Origin of the sequence: Catenulispora sp. MAP12-49 (assembly GCF_041262705.1) — a bacterium.
Taxonomy (GTDB): Bacteria; Actinomycetota; Actinomycetes; order Streptomycetales; family Catenulisporaceae; genus Catenulispora.
Genome location: NZ_JBGCCP010000017.1, coordinates 129,062 through 148,188, shown reverse-complemented (window position 1 = coordinate 148,188; position 19,127 = coordinate 129,062). Strand labels below are relative to the sequence as shown.

At 72.1% G+C, this 19,127-nt stretch carries 21 protein-coding genes; 13 read left to right on the top strand and 8 right to left on the bottom strand.

Going from position 1 to position 19,127, the window contains the following annotated elements; translation table 11 throughout:
• The first annotated feature begins 223 nt into the window (after positions 1-223).
• Genes ruvX through ABIA35_RS28200 form a run of 3 tightly spaced genes read left to right on the top strand, consistent with a single transcriptional unit; the run spans position 224 to position 3,553 of the window.
• Positions 224-739: a Holliday junction resolvase RuvX gene (ruvX, locus tag ABIA35_RS28210; protein ID WP_370341761.1), complete on the top strand. Its 516-nt coding sequence runs from the start codon at positions 224-226 to the stop codon at positions 737-739.
• Positions 739-2,721, top strand: coding sequence for an endolytic transglycosylase MltG (gene mltG, locus ABIA35_RS28205; RefSeq protein WP_370359887.1), 1,983 nt, complete (start codon positions 739-741; stop codon positions 2,719-2,721). The genes ruvX and mltG overlap by 1 nt, the downstream gene beginning before the upstream one ends.
• A gap of 10 nt (positions 2,722-2,731) precedes the next feature.
• Positions 2,732-3,553 (top strand): shikimate dehydrogenase, encoded by an 822-nt coding sequence (locus ABIA35_RS28200; protein WP_370359918.1) that lies wholly within the window; start codon positions 2,732-2,734, stop codon positions 3,551-3,553.
• A 64-nt stretch (positions 3,554-3,617) separates the two neighbouring features.
• Here ABIA35_RS28200 and ABIA35_RS28195 read toward each other — a convergent pair whose 3' ends face one another.
• Complete coding sequence (locus ABIA35_RS28195; protein ID WP_370341759.1) at positions 3,618-4,505, bottom strand: class I SAM-dependent methyltransferase; 888 nt, start codon at positions 4,503-4,505, stop codon at positions 3,618-3,620.
• Between the two features lie 121 nt (positions 4,506-4,626).
• Here ABIA35_RS28195 and ABIA35_RS28190 point away from each other — a divergent pair, with 121 nt between their 5' ends.
• The gene (locus ABIA35_RS28190) at positions 4,627-5,226 is read left to right on the top strand and encodes a TetR/AcrR family transcriptional regulator (RefSeq protein ID WP_370359886.1); all 600 of its coding nucleotides are present in this window, start codon (positions 4,627-4,629) and stop codon (positions 5,224-5,226) included.
• Here the strand turns inward: ABIA35_RS28190 and ABIA35_RS28185 are convergent.
• The 4 genes from ABIA35_RS28185 to ABIA35_RS28170 form a co-directional block, all read right to left on the bottom strand.
• On the bottom strand, positions 5,223-7,004 hold the full coding sequence (locus ABIA35_RS28185; RefSeq protein WP_370359885.1) for a protein kinase: 1,782 nt from the start codon (positions 7,002-7,004) through the stop codon (positions 5,223-5,225). The genes ABIA35_RS28190 and ABIA35_RS28185 overlap by 4 nt on opposite strands.
• An 80-nt stretch (positions 7,005-7,084) precedes the next feature.
• The gene (locus ABIA35_RS28180; protein ID WP_370341865.1) at positions 7,085-8,047 is read right to left on the bottom strand and encodes an ATP-binding cassette domain-containing protein; all 963 of its coding nucleotides are present in this window, start codon (positions 8,045-8,047) and stop codon (positions 7,085-7,087) included.
• Entirely contained in the window at positions 8,044-8,910 is an 867-nt protein-coding gene (locus ABIA35_RS28175) for an ABC transporter permease (protein WP_370359884.1), read from the bottom strand. The genes ABIA35_RS28180 and ABIA35_RS28175 overlap by 4 nt, the downstream gene beginning before the upstream one ends.
• The gene (locus tag ABIA35_RS28170; protein ID WP_370341754.1) at positions 8,903-9,697 is read right to left on the bottom strand and encodes an ABC transporter permease; all 795 of its coding nucleotides are present in this window, start codon (positions 9,695-9,697) and stop codon (positions 8,903-8,905) included. The genes ABIA35_RS28175 and ABIA35_RS28170 overlap by 8 nt, the downstream gene beginning before the upstream one ends.
• 126 nt (positions 9,698-9,823) lie before the next feature.
• Between ABIA35_RS28170 and aroC the strand changes: the two genes are divergently transcribed.
• The 7 genes from aroC (at position 9,824) to nusB (ending at position 15,350) form a co-directional block, all read left to right on the top strand.
• A complete protein-coding gene (gene aroC, locus ABIA35_RS28165) occupies positions 9,824-11,071 on the top strand; it encodes a chorismate synthase (protein WP_370359883.1) in 1,248 nt (415 codons plus the stop codon).
• Positions 11,068-11,574 carry a shikimate kinase gene (locus ABIA35_RS28160; protein WP_370341751.1) on the top strand — a complete coding sequence of 169 codons (507 nt, stop codon included), beginning with the start codon at positions 11,068-11,070 and terminating at the stop codon, positions 11,572-11,574. The genes aroC and ABIA35_RS28160 overlap by 4 nt, the downstream gene beginning before the upstream one ends.
• Complete coding sequence (aroB, locus tag ABIA35_RS28155; protein WP_370341750.1) at positions 11,571-12,683, top strand: 3-dehydroquinate synthase; 1,113 nt, start codon at positions 11,571-11,573, stop codon at positions 12,681-12,683. The genes ABIA35_RS28160 and aroB overlap by 4 nt, the downstream gene beginning before the upstream one ends.
• Entirely contained in the window at positions 12,680-13,123 is a 444-nt protein-coding gene (gene aroQ / locus ABIA35_RS28150) for a type II 3-dehydroquinate dehydratase (RefSeq protein ID WP_370341749.1), read from the top strand. The genes aroB and aroQ overlap by 4 nt, the downstream gene beginning before the upstream one ends.
• Positions 13,124-13,147: 24 nt before the next feature.
• A complete protein-coding gene (locus ABIA35_RS28145; protein WP_370341748.1) occupies positions 13,148-14,287 on the top strand; it encodes an aminopeptidase P family protein in 1,140 nt (379 codons plus the stop codon).
• A 62-nt stretch (positions 14,288-14,349) separates the two neighbouring features.
• The gene (gene efp, locus ABIA35_RS28140; RefSeq protein WP_370341747.1) at positions 14,350-14,913 is read left to right on the top strand and encodes an elongation factor P; all 564 of its coding nucleotides are present in this window, start codon (positions 14,350-14,352) and stop codon (positions 14,911-14,913) included.
• Positions 14,913-15,350: a transcription antitermination factor NusB gene (gene nusB / locus ABIA35_RS28135; RefSeq protein WP_370341746.1), complete on the top strand. Its 438-nt coding sequence runs from the start codon at positions 14,913-14,915 to the stop codon at positions 15,348-15,350. The genes efp and nusB overlap by 1 nt, the downstream gene beginning before the upstream one ends.
• Before the next feature lie 65 nt (positions 15,351-15,415).
• Here nusB and ABIA35_RS28130 read toward each other — a convergent pair whose 3' ends face one another.
• Together ABIA35_RS28130 and ABIA35_RS28125 are read right to left on the bottom strand one after the other, a co-directional pair.
• Entirely contained in the window at positions 15,416-16,417 is a 1,002-nt protein-coding gene (locus ABIA35_RS28130) for a phosphotriesterase (protein WP_370359882.1), read from the bottom strand.
• Positions 16,414-16,839 (bottom strand): carboxymuconolactone decarboxylase family protein, encoded by a 426-nt coding sequence (locus ABIA35_RS28125; RefSeq protein WP_370359881.1) that lies wholly within the window; start codon positions 16,837-16,839, stop codon positions 16,414-16,416. The genes ABIA35_RS28130 and ABIA35_RS28125 overlap by 4 nt, the downstream gene beginning before the upstream one ends.
• Before the next feature lie 87 nt (positions 16,840-16,926).
• Here ABIA35_RS28125 and ABIA35_RS28120 point away from each other — a divergent pair, with 87 nt between their 5' ends.
• On the top strand, positions 16,927-17,499 hold the full coding sequence (locus tag ABIA35_RS28120; protein WP_370359880.1) for an ABATE domain-containing protein: 573 nt from the start codon (positions 16,927-16,929) through the stop codon (positions 17,497-17,499).
• A gap of 99 nt (positions 17,500-17,598) precedes the next feature.
• Positions 17,599-18,423 (top strand): alpha/beta fold hydrolase, encoded by an 825-nt coding sequence (locus ABIA35_RS28115; protein WP_370359879.1) that lies wholly within the window; start codon positions 17,599-17,601, stop codon positions 18,421-18,423.
• Between the two features lie 139 nt (positions 18,424-18,562).
• Here ABIA35_RS28115 and ABIA35_RS28110 read toward each other — a convergent pair whose 3' ends face one another.
• Positions 18,563-19,117, bottom strand: a complete 555-nt coding sequence (locus ABIA35_RS28110; protein WP_370341740.1) for a transcriptional regulator — start codon at positions 19,115-19,117, stop codon at positions 18,563-18,565.
• Between the last annotated feature and the right edge of the window lie 10 nt (positions 19,118-19,127).

Here is a 19,127-nt window from a genome sequence, read left to right as displayed (position 1 = left end):
CACGCCGAGCGCTTTTCAGGCCCGGGACCGGATGACGGTCCCGGGCCCTTTACCGAGTCCCGAAGCCTGTCCCGTCACGGACGGTGATTCGTATCTTGTCATACCGTGTCCGGCAAGTCGGGTATCGCCGCCGGAGGCGACAGCGGAGGCCGGAACCGGGTACGGTCACGGACGCGTCACGGTTGGCGTGGACCGTACCCGGACGGAAGGAGGACCGCCGAACATGGAGATGTCAGAGGTCCCGGACCCGTCCCCGCAGCGCGAGATGCGCCGGGGTGTGCGGCTGGGGGTCGATGTCGGCACCGTCCGGATCGGCGTGGCCTCCTGCGACCGCGACGGCCTGCTGGCCACCCCGGTGGAGACGGTGAAGGCCGAGCCGCGCCGCGCCTCCCTGGACCGCCTGGCCGCGCTGGCCGCCGAGTACGAGGCCTTCGAGATCGTGGTCGGCCTGCCGCGCTCGCTGTCCGGCGGCGAGGGCCCGGCCGCGGCCAAGATCCGTGGCTACGCCCGGGATCTGGTCCGCCGCCTCGGTCCGCGGGTGCCGGTCCGGCTGGTCGACGAGCGTCTGTCCACGGTCACCGCGACCCAGGGGCTGCGGGCCTCGGGGGTCAAGGCGAAGAAGGGCAGATCGGTGGTAGACCAAGCGGCCGCCGTGGTTATCTTGCAGAACGCACTTGATGCCGAACGGATGTCCGGACGTCCGCCCGGCCTGATGGTCCAGCTGGAGGACGGCAACTGATGAGCGACGGCGATTGGCGATACGGGGGCGACGCGCCTCAGGGGCGGGGCCGCCGGAGGGCCGATGCGCAGCCGTCGGATCCGTACGAGCAGGATCCGTCGTATGGCCAGCAGGGTCAGCAGGGCCAGCAGCAGCAGGGGCAGCAGGGCCAGCAGCCCGGGTACGACCGGGGCTACGGCCAGCAGCAGGGTTCGTACGGCCAGCAGGGCCAGCAGGGCTACGGCAGCCAGCAGGGTTCTTACGGCCAGCAGCAGGGGTACGGCCAGTCCGGCCAGCAGCAGGGCCCCGGTCCGCAGCGCGGCTACGGCCAGCAGGCCGGCTACGGCGGCCAGGCGCAGCAGCAGGGCGGCGGCCAGGGCTACGGCCAGCCGCAGGTGCCGCAGCAATCGCAGCCGCAGTACGGCCAGCAGGGCCAGCAGGGACAGCAAGGACAGCAGCAGGGCTACCAGCAGTCCGGCTACGGCCAGCAGCCCCCACCGGGCTACGGCCAGCAGCAGGCCGCGCCGGCCGCCGGCGGCACGCGCGGCCGCCGCGCCGCCCGCCCGGGCCCGAAGGTCGTGCAGAGCGAGGTCATCGACCCCTACGCGCAGCCGTCGCAGGATCCGTACGGCGCCGGCGGCACCGCGACCGCGGCCGACTCCTACGCCGACGACGGCTGGGGCGACACCGGCTCGGCGGCCGCGGGCGAGGCCGGCTACACCGAGCACGGCAGCGCGGGCTGGGACGACGGCGGCCGGGCCGGCCGCCCTGCACGATCTTCGGGCCGGGGGAGCCGCGGCCGCCGCGGCGCCGCCGAGGAGGAGTACGACCAGGGCGGCTACGACCAGGCCGGGTACGGCCAGGGCGGCGGCGACTGGGACGACGACGGCTTCTTCGAGGACCAGGCCCCGCGCCGCCGCGGCGGCAAGCTGCGCGCCTGGGCCCCGCTGTTCGTCCTGGTCGGCATCCTGAGCTTGTTCGGCGGCTGCATGTACGCCGGCTACTCCTACTACAAGGGCAAGTACGGCCCCGCCCCCGACTACACCGCCGGGGCCACCTGTGCGGCGAGTGCGAAGGTGCCGGTGGACATCCCGCGCGGCGCGACCGGCTCGCAGATCGCGGACGCCCTGTTCACCGCCGGCGTGGTCAAGAGCTCGCGGGCCTACGTCAACGCGGCGAACCAGAACCAGGGCTCGACCGGCATCACCGCCGGCACGTACTCGATCTGCCCGGCGATCTCCGGCACCAACGCGGTGCTGGAACTGCTGAAGAAGTCGAACCTGTCCGACGCCTCGCAGATAATCGTCCAGTCCCACGAGTGGGCCAAGGACGTCGTGGCCAGTCTGATCGACAAGCGCAAGTGGAAGCAGGCCGACTTCGACAGCGCGGTGGCCGACAACACGATCGGCCTGCCGCCGTGGTCGAAGGACAGCAGCGGCAAGTTCACCATCGAGGGCATGCTCGAGCCGGGGACGTATTCGCTGACGACGTCGGACAACCCGGTGAGCGTGCTGAAGCAGATGGTGGCCAACCGCATGGCGTTCCTGAACAACATCGGCTTCCCCACCAAGGCCGTGGGCCTGACCTGCGGCACCGTCAAGTGCACGCCGGAGGACGTCCTGAAGGTCGCCTCGATCGCCGAGGGCGAGGTCACCGACCCGACCGACGGCCAGAAGGTCGCCGAGGGCGTCTACCTGCGCCTGAAGGACAACGACTACCTGGGCGTGGACTCCACGGCGCTGTACTACATCGGCCACCTCCCGAACGGCGCGCTCCCGACCGCGAAGCAGGTCCAGGACCCGAACAACCCGTACTCGACCTACGCCCCGCACCACGGCCTGCCGCCGACGCCGGTGTACATCCCCTCCGACGACATGATCAAGTCCGCCTTGGCGCCGAGCCACGACAACGACTACTACTGGTGCGTCACCGCGACCGGCACGGAGTTCTTCGAGAAGAGCCAGAAGGCGTCGCGCGACAAGGCCTGCTCCACGTCACAGTGAGGAACCCGACCTGAGCCGCCACGCCGCCGTCCTCGGTTCGCCGATCGCGCACTCGCTGTCCCCGGTCCTGCACCGGGCCGCGTACGCCGCCCTCGGCCTGACGGACTGGATCTACGACGCGCACGAGGTCGACGAGGCGTCGCTCCCGGACTTCCTGTCCGGGCTCGACGCCTCCTGGGCCGGCCTGTCGCTGACCATGCCCCTCAAGCGCGCGGTGATCCCGCTGCTGGACGAGGTGAGCGCGACGGCGCGGGCGGTGGAGGCGGTGAACACGGTGCTGTTCGCCCAGGACGGCGCCCGCACCGGCACCAACACCGACGTCCCCGGCCTGGTCAACGCCCTGGCCGAGCGCGGCGTGAGGCAGGCCTCGGCGGCGTCGGTCCTCGGCGCGGGCGCGACGGCCTCCTCGGCCCTGTCGGCCCTGTCGGGCATCGCGAAGGGCGAGGTCGAGATCTACATCCGCAACCGCGCCCGCGACGCCGAGGTCCACGCGATCGCCGAGGCGGTCGGCACCGCCGTCCGGATCCGCGACTGGGCCGAGGCCCCCGCGGCGTTCGAGGGCGACCTGGTCATCAGCACGACGCCGGCCGGCGCCACGGACACTCTCGCACCTTCGGTCCCGACGAACCCGGGGACCCTGTTCGACGTGCTCTACCACCCCTGGCCGACGCCGCTCGCCGCCGCGTGGGCGGAGCACGGCGGCGCGGTGCTCGGCGGGCTGGACCTGCTGGTGCACCAGGCGGTGTTGCAGGTGGAGCTGATGACCGGGCGGGCGCCGGCGCCGCTGGCGGAGCTGCGGGCTGCGGGGGAAGCGGCGCTGGGCGGGCGCTGAGGTTCGGCCCGGTCGGCTCGGTCGGCTCGGTCTGGCCCGGTCTGGCTCAGGTGACCTGACTCAGTCACTCTCGCGGAGCGCGGAGCGCGGCGACCGTCACCGTCGCGTATTCGACCTCGAACTCCCCGCCGACCGCGTCCACCTCGGCTCCGATCGCCTCCTGCAACGCGGCCACGGTCGTGCGCGGCAGCAGCGCGTGGCCGCCGAAGGTGGGGAACAGGTCCAGCCATTCGGCGCGGGTGTAGGTGCGCTTCCACTCGTCGCGCCAGTGCTCGACCTGCTCGAACCCGGCCTCGCGCAGCCGGTCGGCGGTGCCGGCCAGGAGCGGTGCGTAGACCTCTTTGCCGGCCCGCACGCCGTGCTGGTACATCGGGTGCTCCGGCAGGAGCTCGGCGTAGACCTCCGCGAAGGCCTCGGCGAGTTGCGGCGGGACCTGGAAGGCGTTCCAGAACAGCGCGATCCGACCGCCGGGCCGCAGGACCCGCGCCGCCTGCTCGGCCCCGGCCTCCGCGTCGACCCAGTGCCAGGTCATGCCCGCGGTCAGGACGTCGAAGAGCCGGGCCGCCGGATCCCAGTCCTCGAACGTCGCGACCTCGACGCCCACCCCGCGCCCCGCCGCGAAGGCGGCCATCCGCGCATCGGGCTCGACGCCGGTGACCACGCACCCGGCGGCCTGAAGCTGGCGGGCCACGATGCCGGTGCCGCAGCCGACGTCGAGCACGGTGCGCGCGGGCCGCCCGGCGACGACGCGGTCGATCAGCGCACGCGGATAGCCGGGGCGGGCGCGGTCGTAGCGGGCCGGGTCCTCGCCGAAGGAGGCGGAGATCGCGCTGCCGGCGGGCTGGGTTGGGGAGGGCGGCTGGTGGGGCTCGGGGCTCGGCACAGTGGGCGCTGCCGGTTCGGTCGGCCGCTGCACAGGCTCGTCGCTCGGGTCGCGGGGCTGCTCAGGCATGGTGTCTCCGGCTATAGTGACCGTGTGCCCACTCTAGTGGGCGCTCGCCCACCTTAAGTGGGCGCCTGCCCACTCGTCCACCGGACGTGCCATCCGCCATCCGCCGAAGGGAACCCCCGCCGTGCCGACCGGCATCGCCATCCGCGACCCCCGCCAGCAGCTCTTCGACGCCGCCGAGCGGGTCCTGCTCGGGCCGGGGCCGGCCGCGCTGACCAGCCGTGCGGTCACCGAGGAGGCCGGCGTGGCCAAGGGCGTGCTGCACCGGCACTTCGCCGACTTCGACGCCTTTCTCGCCGACTACCTCATCGACCGGGCGCGCCGGGTCGCCGAGCAGGACGAGCGGCTGCGGGCGCGGGCCGGGCAGGGCGATCCGGCCGACAACCTGGCCGAGGCGCTGACCGACTTCTTCGGGTCGGTGGCCCGGCACGTGCTCGCCCTCGTGACCTTCCGCGACGGCCTGCGCGCCCGCCTGCGAGCGGCGGGCGTCCCCGGGCTGCCGGTGCTGACCGAGGGCACGCGCATGGTGGCCGGCTACCTCGACGCCGAGCGCGCGCTCGGCCGGCTTCCCGCCACGCTCGACCCCGACCTCAAGACCCTGATGCTGGTGGGTTCGGCGCAGCTGGCCTTCGCCGAGCACGGCGACGAGCCGCCGGCCTTCGGCGAGGTCCGGCGGTTCGTCGTGGAGGCGTTGGGTTTGGGCAGGCCGCCGGGTTCGGGCTAGCCGCCGCTCGCGCCGCCGCCGCTGCTGGCCCCGCCGGAAGGAGTGCAGGTGATGTCCACGGACCCGGCAGTCGTCGAGCCCCCGGACGTGCCCGGCGCGCTCCACGTGACCTGGACCGTGCCGGACAGCCCCTTCTGCGAATGCTGATCGTCCACGACCGTGAACCCCGTGGTGGTCGTGCCGTCGCGGGCGTCGACCTCGCCCGAGCCGCTCGCGCCGCCGCTGCCGCCGGTCCCGGTGCCGGGCACGTGCCAGTGGAACGTGATCGGCACCGAATTCCCGGCCGGCAGCCCGCCCACGGTGAACGTCACCGCTCCGGTCGGCGGATCGGTCGGCGGACAGGGGCCGCTGTACGTGCTCTTCGTCATGCTCGCGCTGGCCGAGACCGTCACCGTGGCGCTCGGCGACGTCGGCGGCGCGCTGCTGCCGGTCGGGCTGCCCGGGCCGGAGGTCGGCGGCGGGCCGGCCGGCGCGGAGGTCGGCGGCGGGTCCCAGGAGTGCAGCGTCGGTATCGGCAGGCCGACGAGCGTCGCCGTGCTGGTCGGTGCCGATCCCGAGCCCGGGCCGGTGGCCGTGGTCGCCGAGGTGCTCGAGGCGTCGCTCGTCGCCTTCGCCGAGGTCGGGGAGCTGCTGCCGGCGCTGCTCGAACCCGGCTTCGGGGCCGCCCCCGCCACCCCCGGCGAATCTCCGCCGTCGGTCGGCGCGGCCTGGTCCGAACCGCTCGACACGATCTCGCCGGACGGCGCTGCCGCCGCCGCACTGTGCTTGCCCGGGGACAGGGTCATCGCCGCCACCACGGCTCCGATCACCGCGATCACCGCGGCGCCGATCCCGATCTTGGTCCCGCGGTTCATGCCCGCGCCGTCGTCACCGGCGGCGATGGCCGAACGTGACGCGTCCGTCGGTGCCACGGCTGTCGGGTCTTCCTCGGGAAGCGCCGCCACCAAAGCGCCGAGCTCCCGCCGCCCGCGCTCCTCCCACTCCAGCCCGAACTCCACGACCGCGGCCGCTTCCAGCTCGGCGAGGAACGCCGTCGCCGTCGCCGGCCGCTCCGCCGGGGTCTTGGCCAACCCCAGCGCCAGCAAAGGCGCCAGCGCCGCGGGTATGCCGGCCACGGGTATCGGAGCCGCCCGGTGCATCGTCTGCAGCTCGAACACGGAGTCCGCCGTGTACGGCACGCGCCCCGTCAGGCACTCGTAGAAGGTGGCCGTCGCCGCGTAGATGTCGCTCACGGGCCCCGGCGCCGCACCTTCCCACAGCTCGGGCGCCATATAAGAAGGCGGACCGGCTGCGGGCATCATCGCCCCGGTCCGCACGGCGAGCCCGAAGCCGCCCACCTTCACCGCCCCGTCGGGCGCGACCACCACGTCCGAGGGCTGGTAGTCCCGGTGCACGACCCCGATGTCGCCGGCGGCGCCGAGGCCGAGCAGCGACGCGCGCAGCACCGTGAGCGCCGCCTCCGGGGACAGCGGGCCGGAGATCGCGAGCACCCTCCGCAGTGCTGCGCCCTCGACCGCGTCCGTGACCAGCGCCAACGCGGACCCGTCCGCCGCCAGGCCGCGGACCCGCACCACGTTCGGGTGGTCCAGGCCCGCCAGGAGCTCCGCCTCGCGGCGGAAGCGTTCGCGGAACACCTCGTCCGAGCACAGCTTCTCGCTCAGGTACGTGATCGTGACCCGGTCGCCGCTCGCGTCGTGCACGGCCTCGTCGATCCGGCCGGCCTCCCCGACGCCCAGTACCCGGGTCCCGCTGTACCCGGGGACGGTCCATCCGGCCATGGCGCCCTCCCGATGTGGTGTCGCAGATCTTTTGTTCGATACTGACCAGCATCAATGCCCGAGATTGCCGCGTCACCATATCAGCCTGTGTACAGGTTGCGAATAACCTCTTCGATGTCTGCGTCGCGGATCGACACGTCCAGCAACTCGTAGCGCGCCGCGATCGCGGCCACCAGAGCCGCCGCGTTCGCCTCCGCCGGGAACGCCAGCCACTGCCGCGGGCCGTCGACCCGGGTCACCGTCGCGCCCGGCACGGTGATCGCCGGACCCGGCTCGGCCAGGTCGACGACCAGCGTCCGGTCCGCGGCGACCCGGGCCCGCAGCGCGGTCAGCTGGCCGTCGTAGGCGACGGTCCCGTGGTCGATGACCACCACCCGGCGGCACAGGCGCTCGATGTCGTCCAGGTCGTGGGTGGTCAGCACGATCGTCGTGCCCTGCTCGCGGTTCAGCTCGGACAGGAACTCGCGGACCACGGCCTTGCTGGTGACGTCCAGGCCGATCGTCGGCTCGTCCAGGTAGAGCACGGCCGGGTCGTGCAGCAGCGCCGCGGTCAGGTCGCCGCGCATGCGCTGGCCGAGGCTGAGCTGGCGCACCGGCGTGTCGAGGAGGGGTTCCAGCTCGAGCAGGGCGACGTAGCGTTCGAGGTTCGCGGCGAAGCGGGCGTCCGGGACCGCGTACATCCGGTGCAGCAGGGCGAAGGAGTCGCGCAGGGGCAGGTCCCACCACAGTGTGGTGCGCTGCCCGAACACCACGCCGATGCGCCGGGCCAGTTGCTTGCGGTCGCGGATCGGCTCCAGCCCGGCGACCCGGAGTGTGCCGGCGGAGGGGGACAGGATGCCGGTGAACATCTTGATGGAGGTGGACTTCCCCGCGCCGTTCGGCCCGATGTAGCCCAGCAGCTCTCCCTCGGCGACGGAGAGGTTCAGGTCGCGGACCGCCTCGACGGTGGTCCGTTCGCGTTTCAGGCGTCCGGCCTTCCTGCGCAGGGTGTAGGTCTTCGACAGGTTCTCGGCCTCGATGATCACAGAGGTCACGGCGGTCAGCTCCCGGTGGATCGGTGGTGGCGCAGGGCCTGGCGCCAGGCGAGGAGCGCCAGGGCCCACAGGGCCGCGGCGAACAGCGGCCCGGCGAAGCGGAGGAAGGCTGGGGTCCCGAGCGGGTCGGGGTGGCCCAGGACGTAGAGCGTGGGCTGCCAGTTCACGTAGGCCAGCGGCAGGCCGAAGGTCAGGAACAGCATCAGTTTGCGGCCGTACAGGGACAAGGGATAGGAGGTCATGAACTGGCCGCCGTAGGTGACGCTGTTCATCACCTCCGAGGCGTCGGCGGCGACGATCTGGAAGGCGCCGACCAGGATCCAGATCGCGCCGAAGACCGCGATGCCGATGAGCAGCGTGTAGGGCACCATCGCGGCGCGCAGGAGCGTCCAGTGCACTGGGGCCCTGGCCACGCCGATCGCGAGGGCAGCGTAGGCGGGGACCAGGGGAGCCACGCGGCGTGGGGTGAACTGGTCGGCGAACACCTGCGGGAGGACGCCGACCGGGCGGATCAGCAGGCCGTCGAATGTTCCGAGGCGGATGCGGTCGGCCAGGTTCTCGGTGCCGGTGAAGAGGAGGTCGCTGGTGAAGAAGGCGGCTTGCGCGGTGCCGTAGAGGTAGAGCGCTTCCGGGAGTGAGAAGCCGCCGATCGAGTCGACGTTGCCGAAGACGACCAGGATCCCGAGCAGCTCCAGGCTGGCGGTGAAGCCGGAGTTCACCATGGTGAGGATCATCGAGGCGCGGTATTGGAGGGCGGAGCGGCCCCACATTCGCGCGGTCCACATGTAGGTGGCTACGGGGCCCGGCGGTCTGCGGTCGGTTTCTGGCGCGGTCGGTGCGGCCACTTCGGCCGCCGCGGGTGCCTCAGCCACCCTGGACCACCACCCGGTGCCGGGCCCGGCGTGTGACCAGGCGCCCGGCCAGCAGCAGCGCCGCGGCCCAGCCGATCTCGAACAGGTACGCCCCGCCGATCGCGGCGCCGGTGCGCTTCCCGAGGAACACGTCCGCCGGCAGCTGCACGAGCGAGGCCCACGGCAGGGCGCGCGCCAGGTGCCCCAGCCAGCCGGGGAACAGCACCAGCGGCACGATCATGCCGCCGAGGAAGGAGGTCAGGATGTTCGCCATGCTGGTCACGCCCTTCTCGTCCAGCAGCCAGAAGGCGGACATCGCCGCCAGGTAGCGCAGTGCGAAGCTGACCACGGTGCCGAGGAACACCGCCACCAGGAACGCGGCCCAGACGCGCGGATCCTTCGGGACGTTCAGATGGAACAGCAGCGCGCCGATCACGAAGGGCACGACGCTGCGGCCCAGGATCGCGAACGCGGCCCGGCCCAGATCGGTGGCCAGCCAGTAGGTCTGGAAGTCGACCGGCCGGAACAGGTCGGTTCCGATGTCCCCGGACCGGATGCGGGCCGGGATGTCCAGGCCGTTGGTCAGCAGCGACATCGGCCCGATCATCGCCTGTGCGAGGAAGACATAGGTGAGGGCGTCGGCCAGCCCGTAGCCGCCGATGCTCGGCCGCTGGGTCCACACGGCGGTCATGATGAAGGCCTTGATCACGCCGAAGACGGTGTTGGCCAGTACGCCGCCGAACAGGGCGCCGCGGTAGGTGAGGTAGCGGCGGAAGGCTTGGCGGGAGATGAGGGCATAGACGACCAAGGGTCTTGTCCTTCCGAGGGCGAACTTGGCACTGTGCCAGCGGGCGGGTTCGGTGTGCAACGGGATTTGACGTCCACTCCCCGAACGCCGTCCGGCTCGCCTGTCAAGACGTGGAAGAATCGCACCATGTCGCTACGCTGGCTCACCGCAGGGGAATCCCACGGTCCGGCCCTCACCGCGGTCCTCGAAGGGCTGCCGGCCGGGGTCGAGACGTCCACCAAGGCCATCACCGACGCCCTGGCTCGGCGTCGCCTCGGTTATGGGCGCGGCGCGCGCATGAAGTTCGAGCAGGACCAGGTGACCATCCTCGGCGGCGTGCGGCACGGGCTCACGCAGGGCGGCCCCATCGCGATCCAGGTGGGCAACACCGAGTGGCCCAAGTGGGAGACGGTCATGGCCGCCGACGCGGTCGATCCCGAGGTGCTGGACGCGCAGGCGCGCAACGCGCCGTTGACCCGGCCGCGTCCTGGTCATGCGGACCTGGCCGGCATGCAGAAGTACGGTTTCGACGACGCCCGTCCGGTGCTGGAGCGTGCCTCCGCCCGGGAGACCGCGGCGCGGGTGGCGCTCGGCGAGGTGGCGCGGGACTTCTTGCGGCAGGCCATCGGAGCCGAGATCGTCTCGCATGTGGTCGGTATCGGGGCTGCCGAGTCGCCGCGCGAGGCAGTCCTGCCGCTGCCCGGGGACGTCGAGAAGCTCGACGCCTCGCCGGTGCGCTGCCTGGACCCGCAGGCCGAGGCGGCGATGATCGCCGAGATCGACCAGGCGCACAAGGACGGCGACACCCTCGGCGGCGTCGTCGAGGTGGTCGTCTACGGGCTGCCGCCGGGCCTGGGCTCGCACGTGCAGTCCGACCGCCGCCTGGACGCCCGGCTGGCCGGCGCGATCATGGGTATTCAGGCCATCAAGGGTGTGGAGATCGGCGACGGCTTCCTGCTGGCGCGCATTCCCGGTTCGCAGGCGCATGACGAGATGGAAGTCGCCGCGAACACTGGGCCCGATTCGAAGTCAAGGCTGTCCGTCCGGCGCCGTACCGGCCACAGCGGCGGCACCGAGGGCGGCATGTCCACCGGCGAGGTGCTGCGGGTGCGGGCTGCGATGAAGCCGATCGCGACCGTTCCGCGTGCTCTGGGCACCATCGACACCGCCACCGGTGAGTCGGCCGTGGCGCATCACCAGCGGTCGGACGTCTGCGCGGTTCCGGCGGCTGGCGTTGTTGCGGAGGCGATGGTCGCGCTGGTGATCGCCGATGCGGTGCTGGAGAAGTTCGGCGGGGACTCGGTCAAGGAGACCCGGCGCAACTACGAGTCCTACCTCGCGAGCATGCCTGTGCAGATCGCAGGGCCCGAGCACACCGTAGGGGCGCAGGCGTGAGCCCGGTTGTCGTCCTGGTCGGAGCCCCCGGCTCCGGCAAGTCCACCGTCGGCCGGCTGGTGGCCGAGCAGCTCGGCGTCGCCTTCCGGGATTCCGACGAGGACATCGAGACTGTTGCCGGGCAGCAGATCTCCGAGATCTTCGTCGAGCACGGCGAGGCGCACTTCCGCGCGTTGGAGAAGACCGCGGTCAAGGATGCGCTGGCAGCTCACGACGGCGTCCTCGCGCTCGGCGGCGGTGCCATCCTCGACGCCGACACCCGGATCCTGCTCAAGGAGCACCGGGTGGCCTTCCTGGAGGTGACGCTCAGCGATGCCGCCTCCCGCGTCGGCCTCAACCGCGACCGGCCGCTGCTGCTGGGCAACGTGCGCGGCACCCTGCTCAAGCTCATGGACGAGCGGCGTCCGCTCTATGAAGAGGTCGCGGTCCTGACTGTCCGTACCGACCGCGAGCCCGAAGAGGTCGCGGCAGAGATCGTCGAAAGCCTGGGGAAGCAGCAGTGACGACGGAGACCCGCATCAAGGTCGGCGGCGACGCGCCCTACGAGGTCGTTATCGGCAATGGGCTGCTCGGCGAGCTGCCCGGAATGATCGGCACCAAGGCCGCGCGGGTGGCGATCGTGCACCCGCGCGCGCTGGCGGCCACCGCCGAGGCGATCCGCGACGACCTCATCGAGCACGCCGGCTACCAGGCGCTGACCATCGAGGTCCCGGACGCCGAGGAGGCCAAGTCGGTCGAGGTCCTGGCCTACATCTGGGAAGTGCTCGGCAAGTCCAACTTCACCCGGACCGACGCGGTCGTGGGCCTGGGCGGCGGCGCCACCACCGACCTGGCCGGCTTCGCCGCGGCGACCTGGCTGCGCGGGGTGCGCGTGGTGCAGATCCCGACCACGCTGCTGGGCATGGTCGACGCCGCCGTCGGGGGCAAGACCGGCATCAACACCGCCGAGGGCAAGAACCTGGTCGGGGCCTTCCACCCGCCGGCCGGGGTGCTGTGCGACCTGGACACGCTCCAGACGCTGCCCGCCAACGACTTCGTGGCCGGCATGGCCGAGGTCGTCAAGTGCGGGTTCATCGCCGACCCGGAGATCCTGCGGCTGGTCGAGGCGGACATCGAGGGCGCCAAGCGCTTCGACGGCCCGCACACCCGCGAGCTCATCGAGCGCGCGATCGCGGTCAAGGCCGACGTGGTCTCCTCGGACCTGAAGGAGGCCGGGCGGCGCGAGATCCTGAACTACGGCCACACCCTGGGCCACGCCATCGAGCGCAACGAGCGCTACCGCTGGCGGCACGGGGCGGCGATCAGCGTCGGCATGATCTTCGCCGCCGAACTCGGCCGGGTGGCCGGGCGGCTGGACGACGCCACCGCCGACCGGCACCGCGAGATCCTGACCGCGCTCGGCCTGCCGACCGGGTACGACGGGCACGCCTGGCCGAAGCTGCTGGAGACCATGCGCGTGGACAAGAAGTCGCGGGCGGACATGCTGCGATTCATCGTGCTGGACGGTCTGGCCAAGCCGGCCGTGCTGGAGGGGCCGGACCCGGCGTTGCTGGTCGCGGCGTACAGCGAGGTGGCCGAGGAGCAGAGCGCCGGGGGAGTGGTCGACCTGTGAGCGGGCCGCGCAAAGTCCTGGTCCTGAACGGCCCCAACCTGGGCCGTCTGGGCAGCCGCGAGCCCGATGTCTACGGCTCGGTCTCCTACGCCGGCCTGGTCAAGGCCTGCGAGGCGCTCGGCGGCGAGCTCGGCTTCGACGTCGAGGTGCGCGAGACCAACGACGAGGGCGACATCGTGCGCTGGCTGCACGAGGCCGCCGACGGACGGGTGCCGGTGGTCATCAATCCCGGCGCCTTCACGCACTACTCCTACGCCATGCGCGACGCCGCCGCGCAGCGCACCGCGCCGCTGATCGAGGTCCACATCTCGAACCCGCACGCGCGGGAGGAGTTCCGCCACAAGAGCGTCATCGCCCCGGTGGCCAGCGGGACCATCGCCGGGTTCGGGATCGGCTCCTATCTTCTTGCGCTAAGGGCCCTGTCTGAGCTGCCGGAGTGAACGGAGCTTCGTAGTCTGGGGGGCATGACCGCAGACCGCAGCGCAACCGGACCCGCCGCCATCGACCCCTCGGCGTACGCCGCCCGCCGCGAACGGCTGCGGGCCCGGCTGGAGGCGGTGGACGCGGACGCCGCGCTGGTCACCAAACTGGTGAACGTGCGCTATCTGACCGGCTTCACCGGCTCCAACGGGGCGGTGCTGGTCACCCGGGGCGGTGCCGTGTTCTGCACCGACTTCCGCTACGACACCCAGGCCGCCTCCGAGGTGCCGGACGTGGAGCGCATCATCGTCCGGCACTGCGCGCCGGCGCTGGTCGAGCGCGCCGCCAAGGACGGGCTGCGGCGGATCGCGGTGGAGGAGCACGAGATCACCGTCGAGGAGCACCGGCAGCTCTCGTCCGAGCTGACGGCGGCGGCGCCGGCCGCGAGCCTGGTCGGGCTCGGGCACGCGGTGGAGGAGCTGCGCCGGGTCAAGGACGAGAGTGAGATCGCGCTCATCCGCGAGGCCTGCGCCATCTCCGACCGGGCGCTGGCCGAGCTCACCGAGTCCATCCTCATCGGGCGCACCGAGCGGCACATCGCGCAGGAGCTCGAGCGCCGGATGACCGACCACGGCGCCGACGGCCGGGCCTTCGACACCATCGTGGCCTGCGGGCCGAACTCCGCGGTGCCGCACCACCGGCCCGGGGAGCGGCGGGTCGGCGAGGGGGAGTTCCTCAAGATCGACTTCGGCGCGCTCTACCAGGGCTACCACGCCGACATGACCCGGACCTTCGTGGTCGGCCGGGCCCCGGCCGACTGGCAGGTCGAGGTCTACGACCTGGTGTTCGCCGCGCAGAAGGCCGGGCGGCAGGCGCTGGAGCCCGGCGCGCGCTGCGCCGACGTGGACGCCGCCGCGCGGCAGGTCATCGAGGCCGCCGGCTACGGCGAGCACTTCGGGCACGGTCTGGGACACGGCGTGGGCCTGGAGATCCATGAGGACCCGAGGCTCGGTGCCGGGCTGCCGGGTACACTGGATGATCGCACTCCGGTGACCGTCGAACCCGGGGTCTATCTGCCGGGCCGCGGCGGTGTCCGCATCGAGGACACCCTGGTGGTCCGGCCGAAGGCCGAGGGCGGTCCGGAGCTGCTCACCATTACCACCAAGGAACTGCTGGTGCTGTAGACCGCTCCGATGCGGTCTGACTCGCCGGGGCCGGCAGTCGGGAAGCAGGAGTACACACCGACGTGGCGTCCACAAACGAACTGAAGAACGGCATGGTCCTCAAGATCGACAACCAGCTCTGGTCTGTCGTGGAGTTCCAGCATGTCAAGCCCGGCAAGGGCCCCGCGTTCGTCCGCACGAAGCTCAAGGCCGTGCTCTCGGGCAAGGTGGTCGACCGGACCTTCAACGCCGGCATCAAGGTCGAGACGGCCAACGTCGACCGCCGTGACATGCAGTACCTCTACAAAGAGGGCAACGACTTCGTGTTCATGGACACGGACACGTACGACCAGATGCACGTCTCCGGCGACACCGTCGGCGACGCGGCCAACTACATGCTCGAGGGCACCATGGCCCTGGTCGCCACGAACGAGGGCACCCCGCTGTACGTGGAGCTCCCGGCGGCCGTCGAGCTGGTGATCCAGTACACCGAGCCGGGCCTGCAGGGCGACCGCTCCACCGGCGGCACCAAGCCGGCCACCCTGGAGACCGGCCACGAGATCCAGGTCCCGCTGTTCCTGACCCAGGGCGAGAAGGTCAAGGTCGACACCCGCGACGGCTCCTACCTCGGCCGCGTCAGCAGCTGATGGCCTCACCGCGCAGCAAGGCCCGGCAGCGGGCCCTGGAGATCCTCTTCGAGGCGGATCTGCGGGGCGTCGACCCGCGCACGGTCCTGGCCGACACCCAGGCCCGGATCCGGGCCCAGGGGCCCGAGGGCACGATCCCGGCCGTGCAGCCGTACGCGGCGACGCTGGTCGAGGGCGTGCTGGAGCACGTGGACAAGATCGACGACCTGCTCGACGAGCACAGCCAGGGCTGGGCCCTGGACCGCATGCCGACCGTGGACCGCAACGTCCTGCGGATCGGCGTGTACGAGTTGCTGTGGCAGTCCGATGTGCCCGACGCGGTGGTCCTGGACGAGGCGGTCTCGCTGGCCCGGCTGATGTCGACCGACGAGTCGCCGCAGTTCGTCAACGGGCTGCTGGCGCGGATAGCCGAGGTCAAGGACACCTTGAGACGGTAGGCAGGACAAGAAGTCACAGGAAAGGGCCCGCCCGCGGAATGCGCGGAGCGGGCCCTTTCGTGTTCTCAAAGGCGCCAGTCGGCGTCGAAGGCGCGCGCCGGATTGCGGCGGAACACCGCGTCGGCGACGTCGGGGCCGAAGTCGCGCAGCACGCGGGCCCTGATATCGGTGAGCAGGAACGGGATCCCCGGTCCGCCGCCGCTGGAGGCGCGGGCCGCGGCGCTCGTGGTGTCGCCGCCGAGCAGCACCTGGCCGGCGTGGCCGGTCTCGACGAGCGAGTCCAGCAGGTCGAACAGACGCCAGTCGGTGGCGTGGTTGGCGCGCGAGGGGCCGTCGAAGCCGAGGAAGGCGCCCGCCTCGGCGGCCTCGCGGTGCGGTCCGGGGTCGGGGAAGCGGTTCAGGTGGCCGAGGATGACCGAGCCGGCGGGGACGCCGAGCCGGTCGTGCAGGGTGGCCAGCACGCCGAGCGGAAGGGTGCCGCCTTCCAGGTGGACGGCGATCGTGGACCCGGTGGCGTGGTGCGCGGCGGCCGCCGCCTCGAAGACCAGCGAGGCGTGCCGGTCCAGGTGGTGGAAATCACCCGCTATCTTGATCAATCCGGCGCGCGGTGATCGGATTCCGGCGCCATCGCCATCGCCATCGCCATGGCCACCGCCACCGCCGGCCGCTGCGGAGAGCGCGATCGGCGGCCCGTCCGGCTCGTCATCGCGCCGCAGGCCTTCGCTGATCTCTGCGATGAAGCGCTCGGCCAGGTTGTCGAGCAGCACGGCAAGCCGCTCCGGCTCGTAGTGCCCGGCCTGGTGCAGTCCGGTCGCCGCGATGATGTGCACCCCGGCGGCCTCCGACAGCGCCGGCAGCTCCTCCGCGTGCCGCCCGAGCCCCATCGGCGTCCACTGGGCCAGCGCCTGCCCGCCGGCCGCGGCGAACGCGCGCAGCTCGGCCCCGGCCGCCGCGGCGTCGTCGAGTTCCTGGCTGGGCAGCTTCGCCGAGGCGAAGAACAGGTGGTCGTGGGAGTCGGTGACGCCCAGCTCCCCGGGGGCGATGTCGCCCAGGACCGTGCGGATCACTTCGCCGCCTCGACCGCTGCCTCGAACGCTGCCTCGAACGCTGCCTCGAACGCCGTCGCGGCGGCCCGCAGTCCGGCCAGCGCCTTCGGCACTCCCACGTACGGCGCCAGGTGCACGAACACCTCCACGATCTCCTCGCGGCTCATCCCGACCCGCTCGCTGGTCTTCACGTGCCCGACCAGCTGCGGCTCCACGCCGCCCAGGGCGGTCAGCGCGGCCAGGTTCGCGATCTGCCGCTCCCGCAGCGTCAGGTCGGGCCGCTGGTACGTCCCGCCGAACAGCGCGGTCACGATCCAGTCGGTGAAGCCCGGCGCCAGCTTCTCCACGGCCGGGAGGGCGGCGTTCTGCGTGGCCTGGTCCTGCAGTACGTCCAACATCGCGTAGCCGGCCTCGCGGTCGAGGATGGCGGCTTCGAAGTCCATGGAAAGTCCTCCCCGGTTGATGTAACGCCTCAAGCGTTACTTGAGAACCGTAGCAGATGTAACGGTGATACCGTTACACTTGCTGCCATGGAATCCATCCCCTTCCGCCTCGACACCGGCGCGACGTGGCTGAACCTCCTCGCCACGCGGGGCAGCGCGTTCGGCCGCCATCCGGAGGAACGCATCCCCACCTCGGAGCGTCTCGCGGACTGGCTGGCAGCCGTGGAGCTGGCACCGCAGGCCACGGTCACGGACGCGGACCTGGAGTTGGCCCGCGAGCTGCGCGAAACCCTGCGTCCGCTGGCCCTGTCCGCCGCCACCGGCGAGGAGCCGTCTCCGCAGGCCGCGCCGGCTCTGATGGCCTTCCTGCAGGCCCACGACGAGCCGCTGAGCCTCGTGGCCGCCGCCGGCCCTCCGGGACTGGAGCGGTCGGCCCCGAAGGACGCCGCGGCCGCGCTCGGCCGGCTTGCCCGCCAGGCCGCCGAACAGCTCACCGGCCCGGAGCGCCACGCGCTGAAGTCCTGTCCGGAGTCCGACTGCCGGGGTGTCTTCGCGGATCCGGACGGCCGGCGCCGCTGGTGTCCGTCCCCGGCGTGCGCCAGCCGCGGGAGGGTCCGGGCACACCGGGCCCGCAAGGCGACAGCCGCTGAGACGGGCTGACCGGCCGCTGTCAGCGGTCCGTCAGCGGTCTGCCAGCCGCCGGCGCGACTCTGTTCCCGGACGGGGATCCGTCCGGCGAGGCAAGCGAGGGGAGCTGCGATGGGCGCCTATGCCGCTATAAACGGCGACGGTCTGAGCATGTACTACGAGGTCGTCGGCGAGGGCGAGCCGGTGGTGCTGGTCCACGGCACCGGCGGGTACGCCGGCAGCTGGGCCGCGCAGCTGGACCTGCTCGCCGACTGGTACCGGGTCTACACCCCGGAGTGCCGGGGCCACGGCCGGACCGCCGACGTCGAGGGCCCGTACTCCTACGAGGTCTTCGCCGACGACCTCGCCGGCTTCATCGAGGCGCTCGATCTCGGGCCGGTCCGGCTGGCCGGCTGGAGCAACGGCGCGAGCGTGGCCCTGCGCCTGGCCCTGCGGCGGCCGGACCTGGTGAGCCGGCTGGTCCTGCTCAGCGGCGCGACCACGAGCCGCGAAGGGGAGACCGCCGCCGCCACGGCGCTGTCGGTGGAGCCCGGCCGGTCCTGGCTGGCCGAGACCTGGCGGCCGCTCTACGAGGCGCTGTCCCCGGACGGCCCCGAGCACTTCCCGGTGGTCGAGGAGAAGCTGAACCGCATGTGGCGCGAGGCGGCCCCGGTGGCGATGGAGCAGATCGCGGCGCTGCCGATGCCGCTGCTGGTCATGCAGGGCGACGACGACTGCGTGGAGATCGCGCACGCCGCGGCCATGGCCGGGACGGCGCCGGACGGCCGCCTGGCGGTGGTGCCGGGGACCTCGCACGTCTCGCCGATGGAGAAGCCGGAGCTGGTGAGCCTGCTCCTGCTGGACTTCTTCGAGGAGAAGCCGCCGACGCGGTACTTCCCGCTGGGTTCGCTGCGCTCGGCGGCCGAGGCGGCGTGCACCATCGCGCGAGCCGCCTGATTGCGTGCTTCCTGCTTCCTGCTTCCTGCTTGCTTCTTGCTTGGCTTCTCTTTAGTTTCCGCCTTCGTCTGAACAGCCTAAAGCCCGCCGCGCATCACTGCGGGGCGGGCTTTGAGCTGTGCGAAGCCGTGCGGCGTGCTTACGCCTCGTCGTCCTCGGCGAAGCCGCCGGGGAACGCGCCGCCCTCGCCGTCGCCGTCCTCGTCGTTGTACGGACGCGCCGCGGCCGGGTTCAGGACGTCCCACTCGGTGAGCATCTTGATCAGCTCGGACGGGGCCATCTCGTAGATGACGCCGAGCGTGCGCAGGTCCTCGCCGCGGATCGTCATGACGCGGCCGTTCCAGTCGCCGCGCTGGCTCTGGATGCTGCCGACATAGCGCAGCAGCGGGCCGGCCTGGTCGACCGGGAGGCTCTTCAGGCGCTCCAGGTCGAGCACCAGCTTGCCGCCCTGCTCGTGCGCCGACGCCGGCGCACCGGTGCCGGGCAGCAGTTCGTGGACCGGCACGCCGTAGAACTCGGCGAGCTCGGACAGGCGCTGCACGGTGACAGCGCGGTCGCCGCGCTCGTAAGAGCCGACGACGACGGCCTTCCAGCGTCCTTGCGACTTCTGCTCCACGCCGTGCAGGGACAGGCCCTGCTGGGATCGGATGGCGCGCAGTCGGACGCCCAGCGCTTTCGCGTACTCGGTGGACATGTAGCTCCCC

Coding starts and splice junctions, on each gene's coding strand:
- ABIA35_RS28115 (WP_370359879.1), top strand. CDS start 17,599: ATGGGCGCCTATGCCGCTATAAACGGCGACGGTCTGAGCATGTACTAC.
- ABIA35_RS28120 (WP_370359880.1), top strand. CDS start 16,927: ATGGAATCCATCCCCTTCCGCCTCGACACCGGCGCGACGTGGCTGAAC.
- ABIA35_RS28125 (WP_370359881.1), bottom strand. CDS start 16,839: ATGGACTTCGAAGCCGCCATCCTCGACCGCGAGGCCGGCTACGCGATG.
- ABIA35_RS28145 (WP_370341748.1), top strand. CDS start 13,148: ATGACCGCAGACCGCAGCGCAACCGGACCCGCCGCCATCGACCCCTCG.
- ABIA35_RS28185 (WP_370359885.1), bottom strand. CDS start 7,004: ATGGCCGGATGGACCGTCCCCGGGTACAGCGGGACCCGGGTACTGGGC.
- ABIA35_RS28195 (WP_370341759.1), bottom strand. CDS start 4,505: ATGCCTGAGCAGCCCCGCGACCCGAGCGACGAGCCTGTGCAGCGGCCG.
- aroC (WP_370359883.1), top strand. CDS start 9,824: ATGTCGCTACGCTGGCTCACCGCAGGGGAATCCCACGGTCCGGCCCTC.
- mltG (WP_370359887.1), top strand. CDS start 739: ATGAGCGACGGCGATTGGCGATACGGGGGCGACGCGCCTCAGGGGCGG.
- nusB (WP_370341746.1), top strand. CDS start 14,913: ATGGCCTCACCGCGCAGCAAGGCCCGGCAGCGGGCCCTGGAGATCCTC.
- ABIA35_RS28110 (WP_370341740.1), bottom strand. CDS start 19,117: ATGTCCACCGAGTACGCGAAAGCGCTGGGCGTCCGACTGCGCGCCATC.
- ruvX (WP_370341761.1), top strand. CDS start 224: ATGGAGATGTCAGAGGTCCCGGACCCGTCCCCGCAGCGCGAGATGCGC.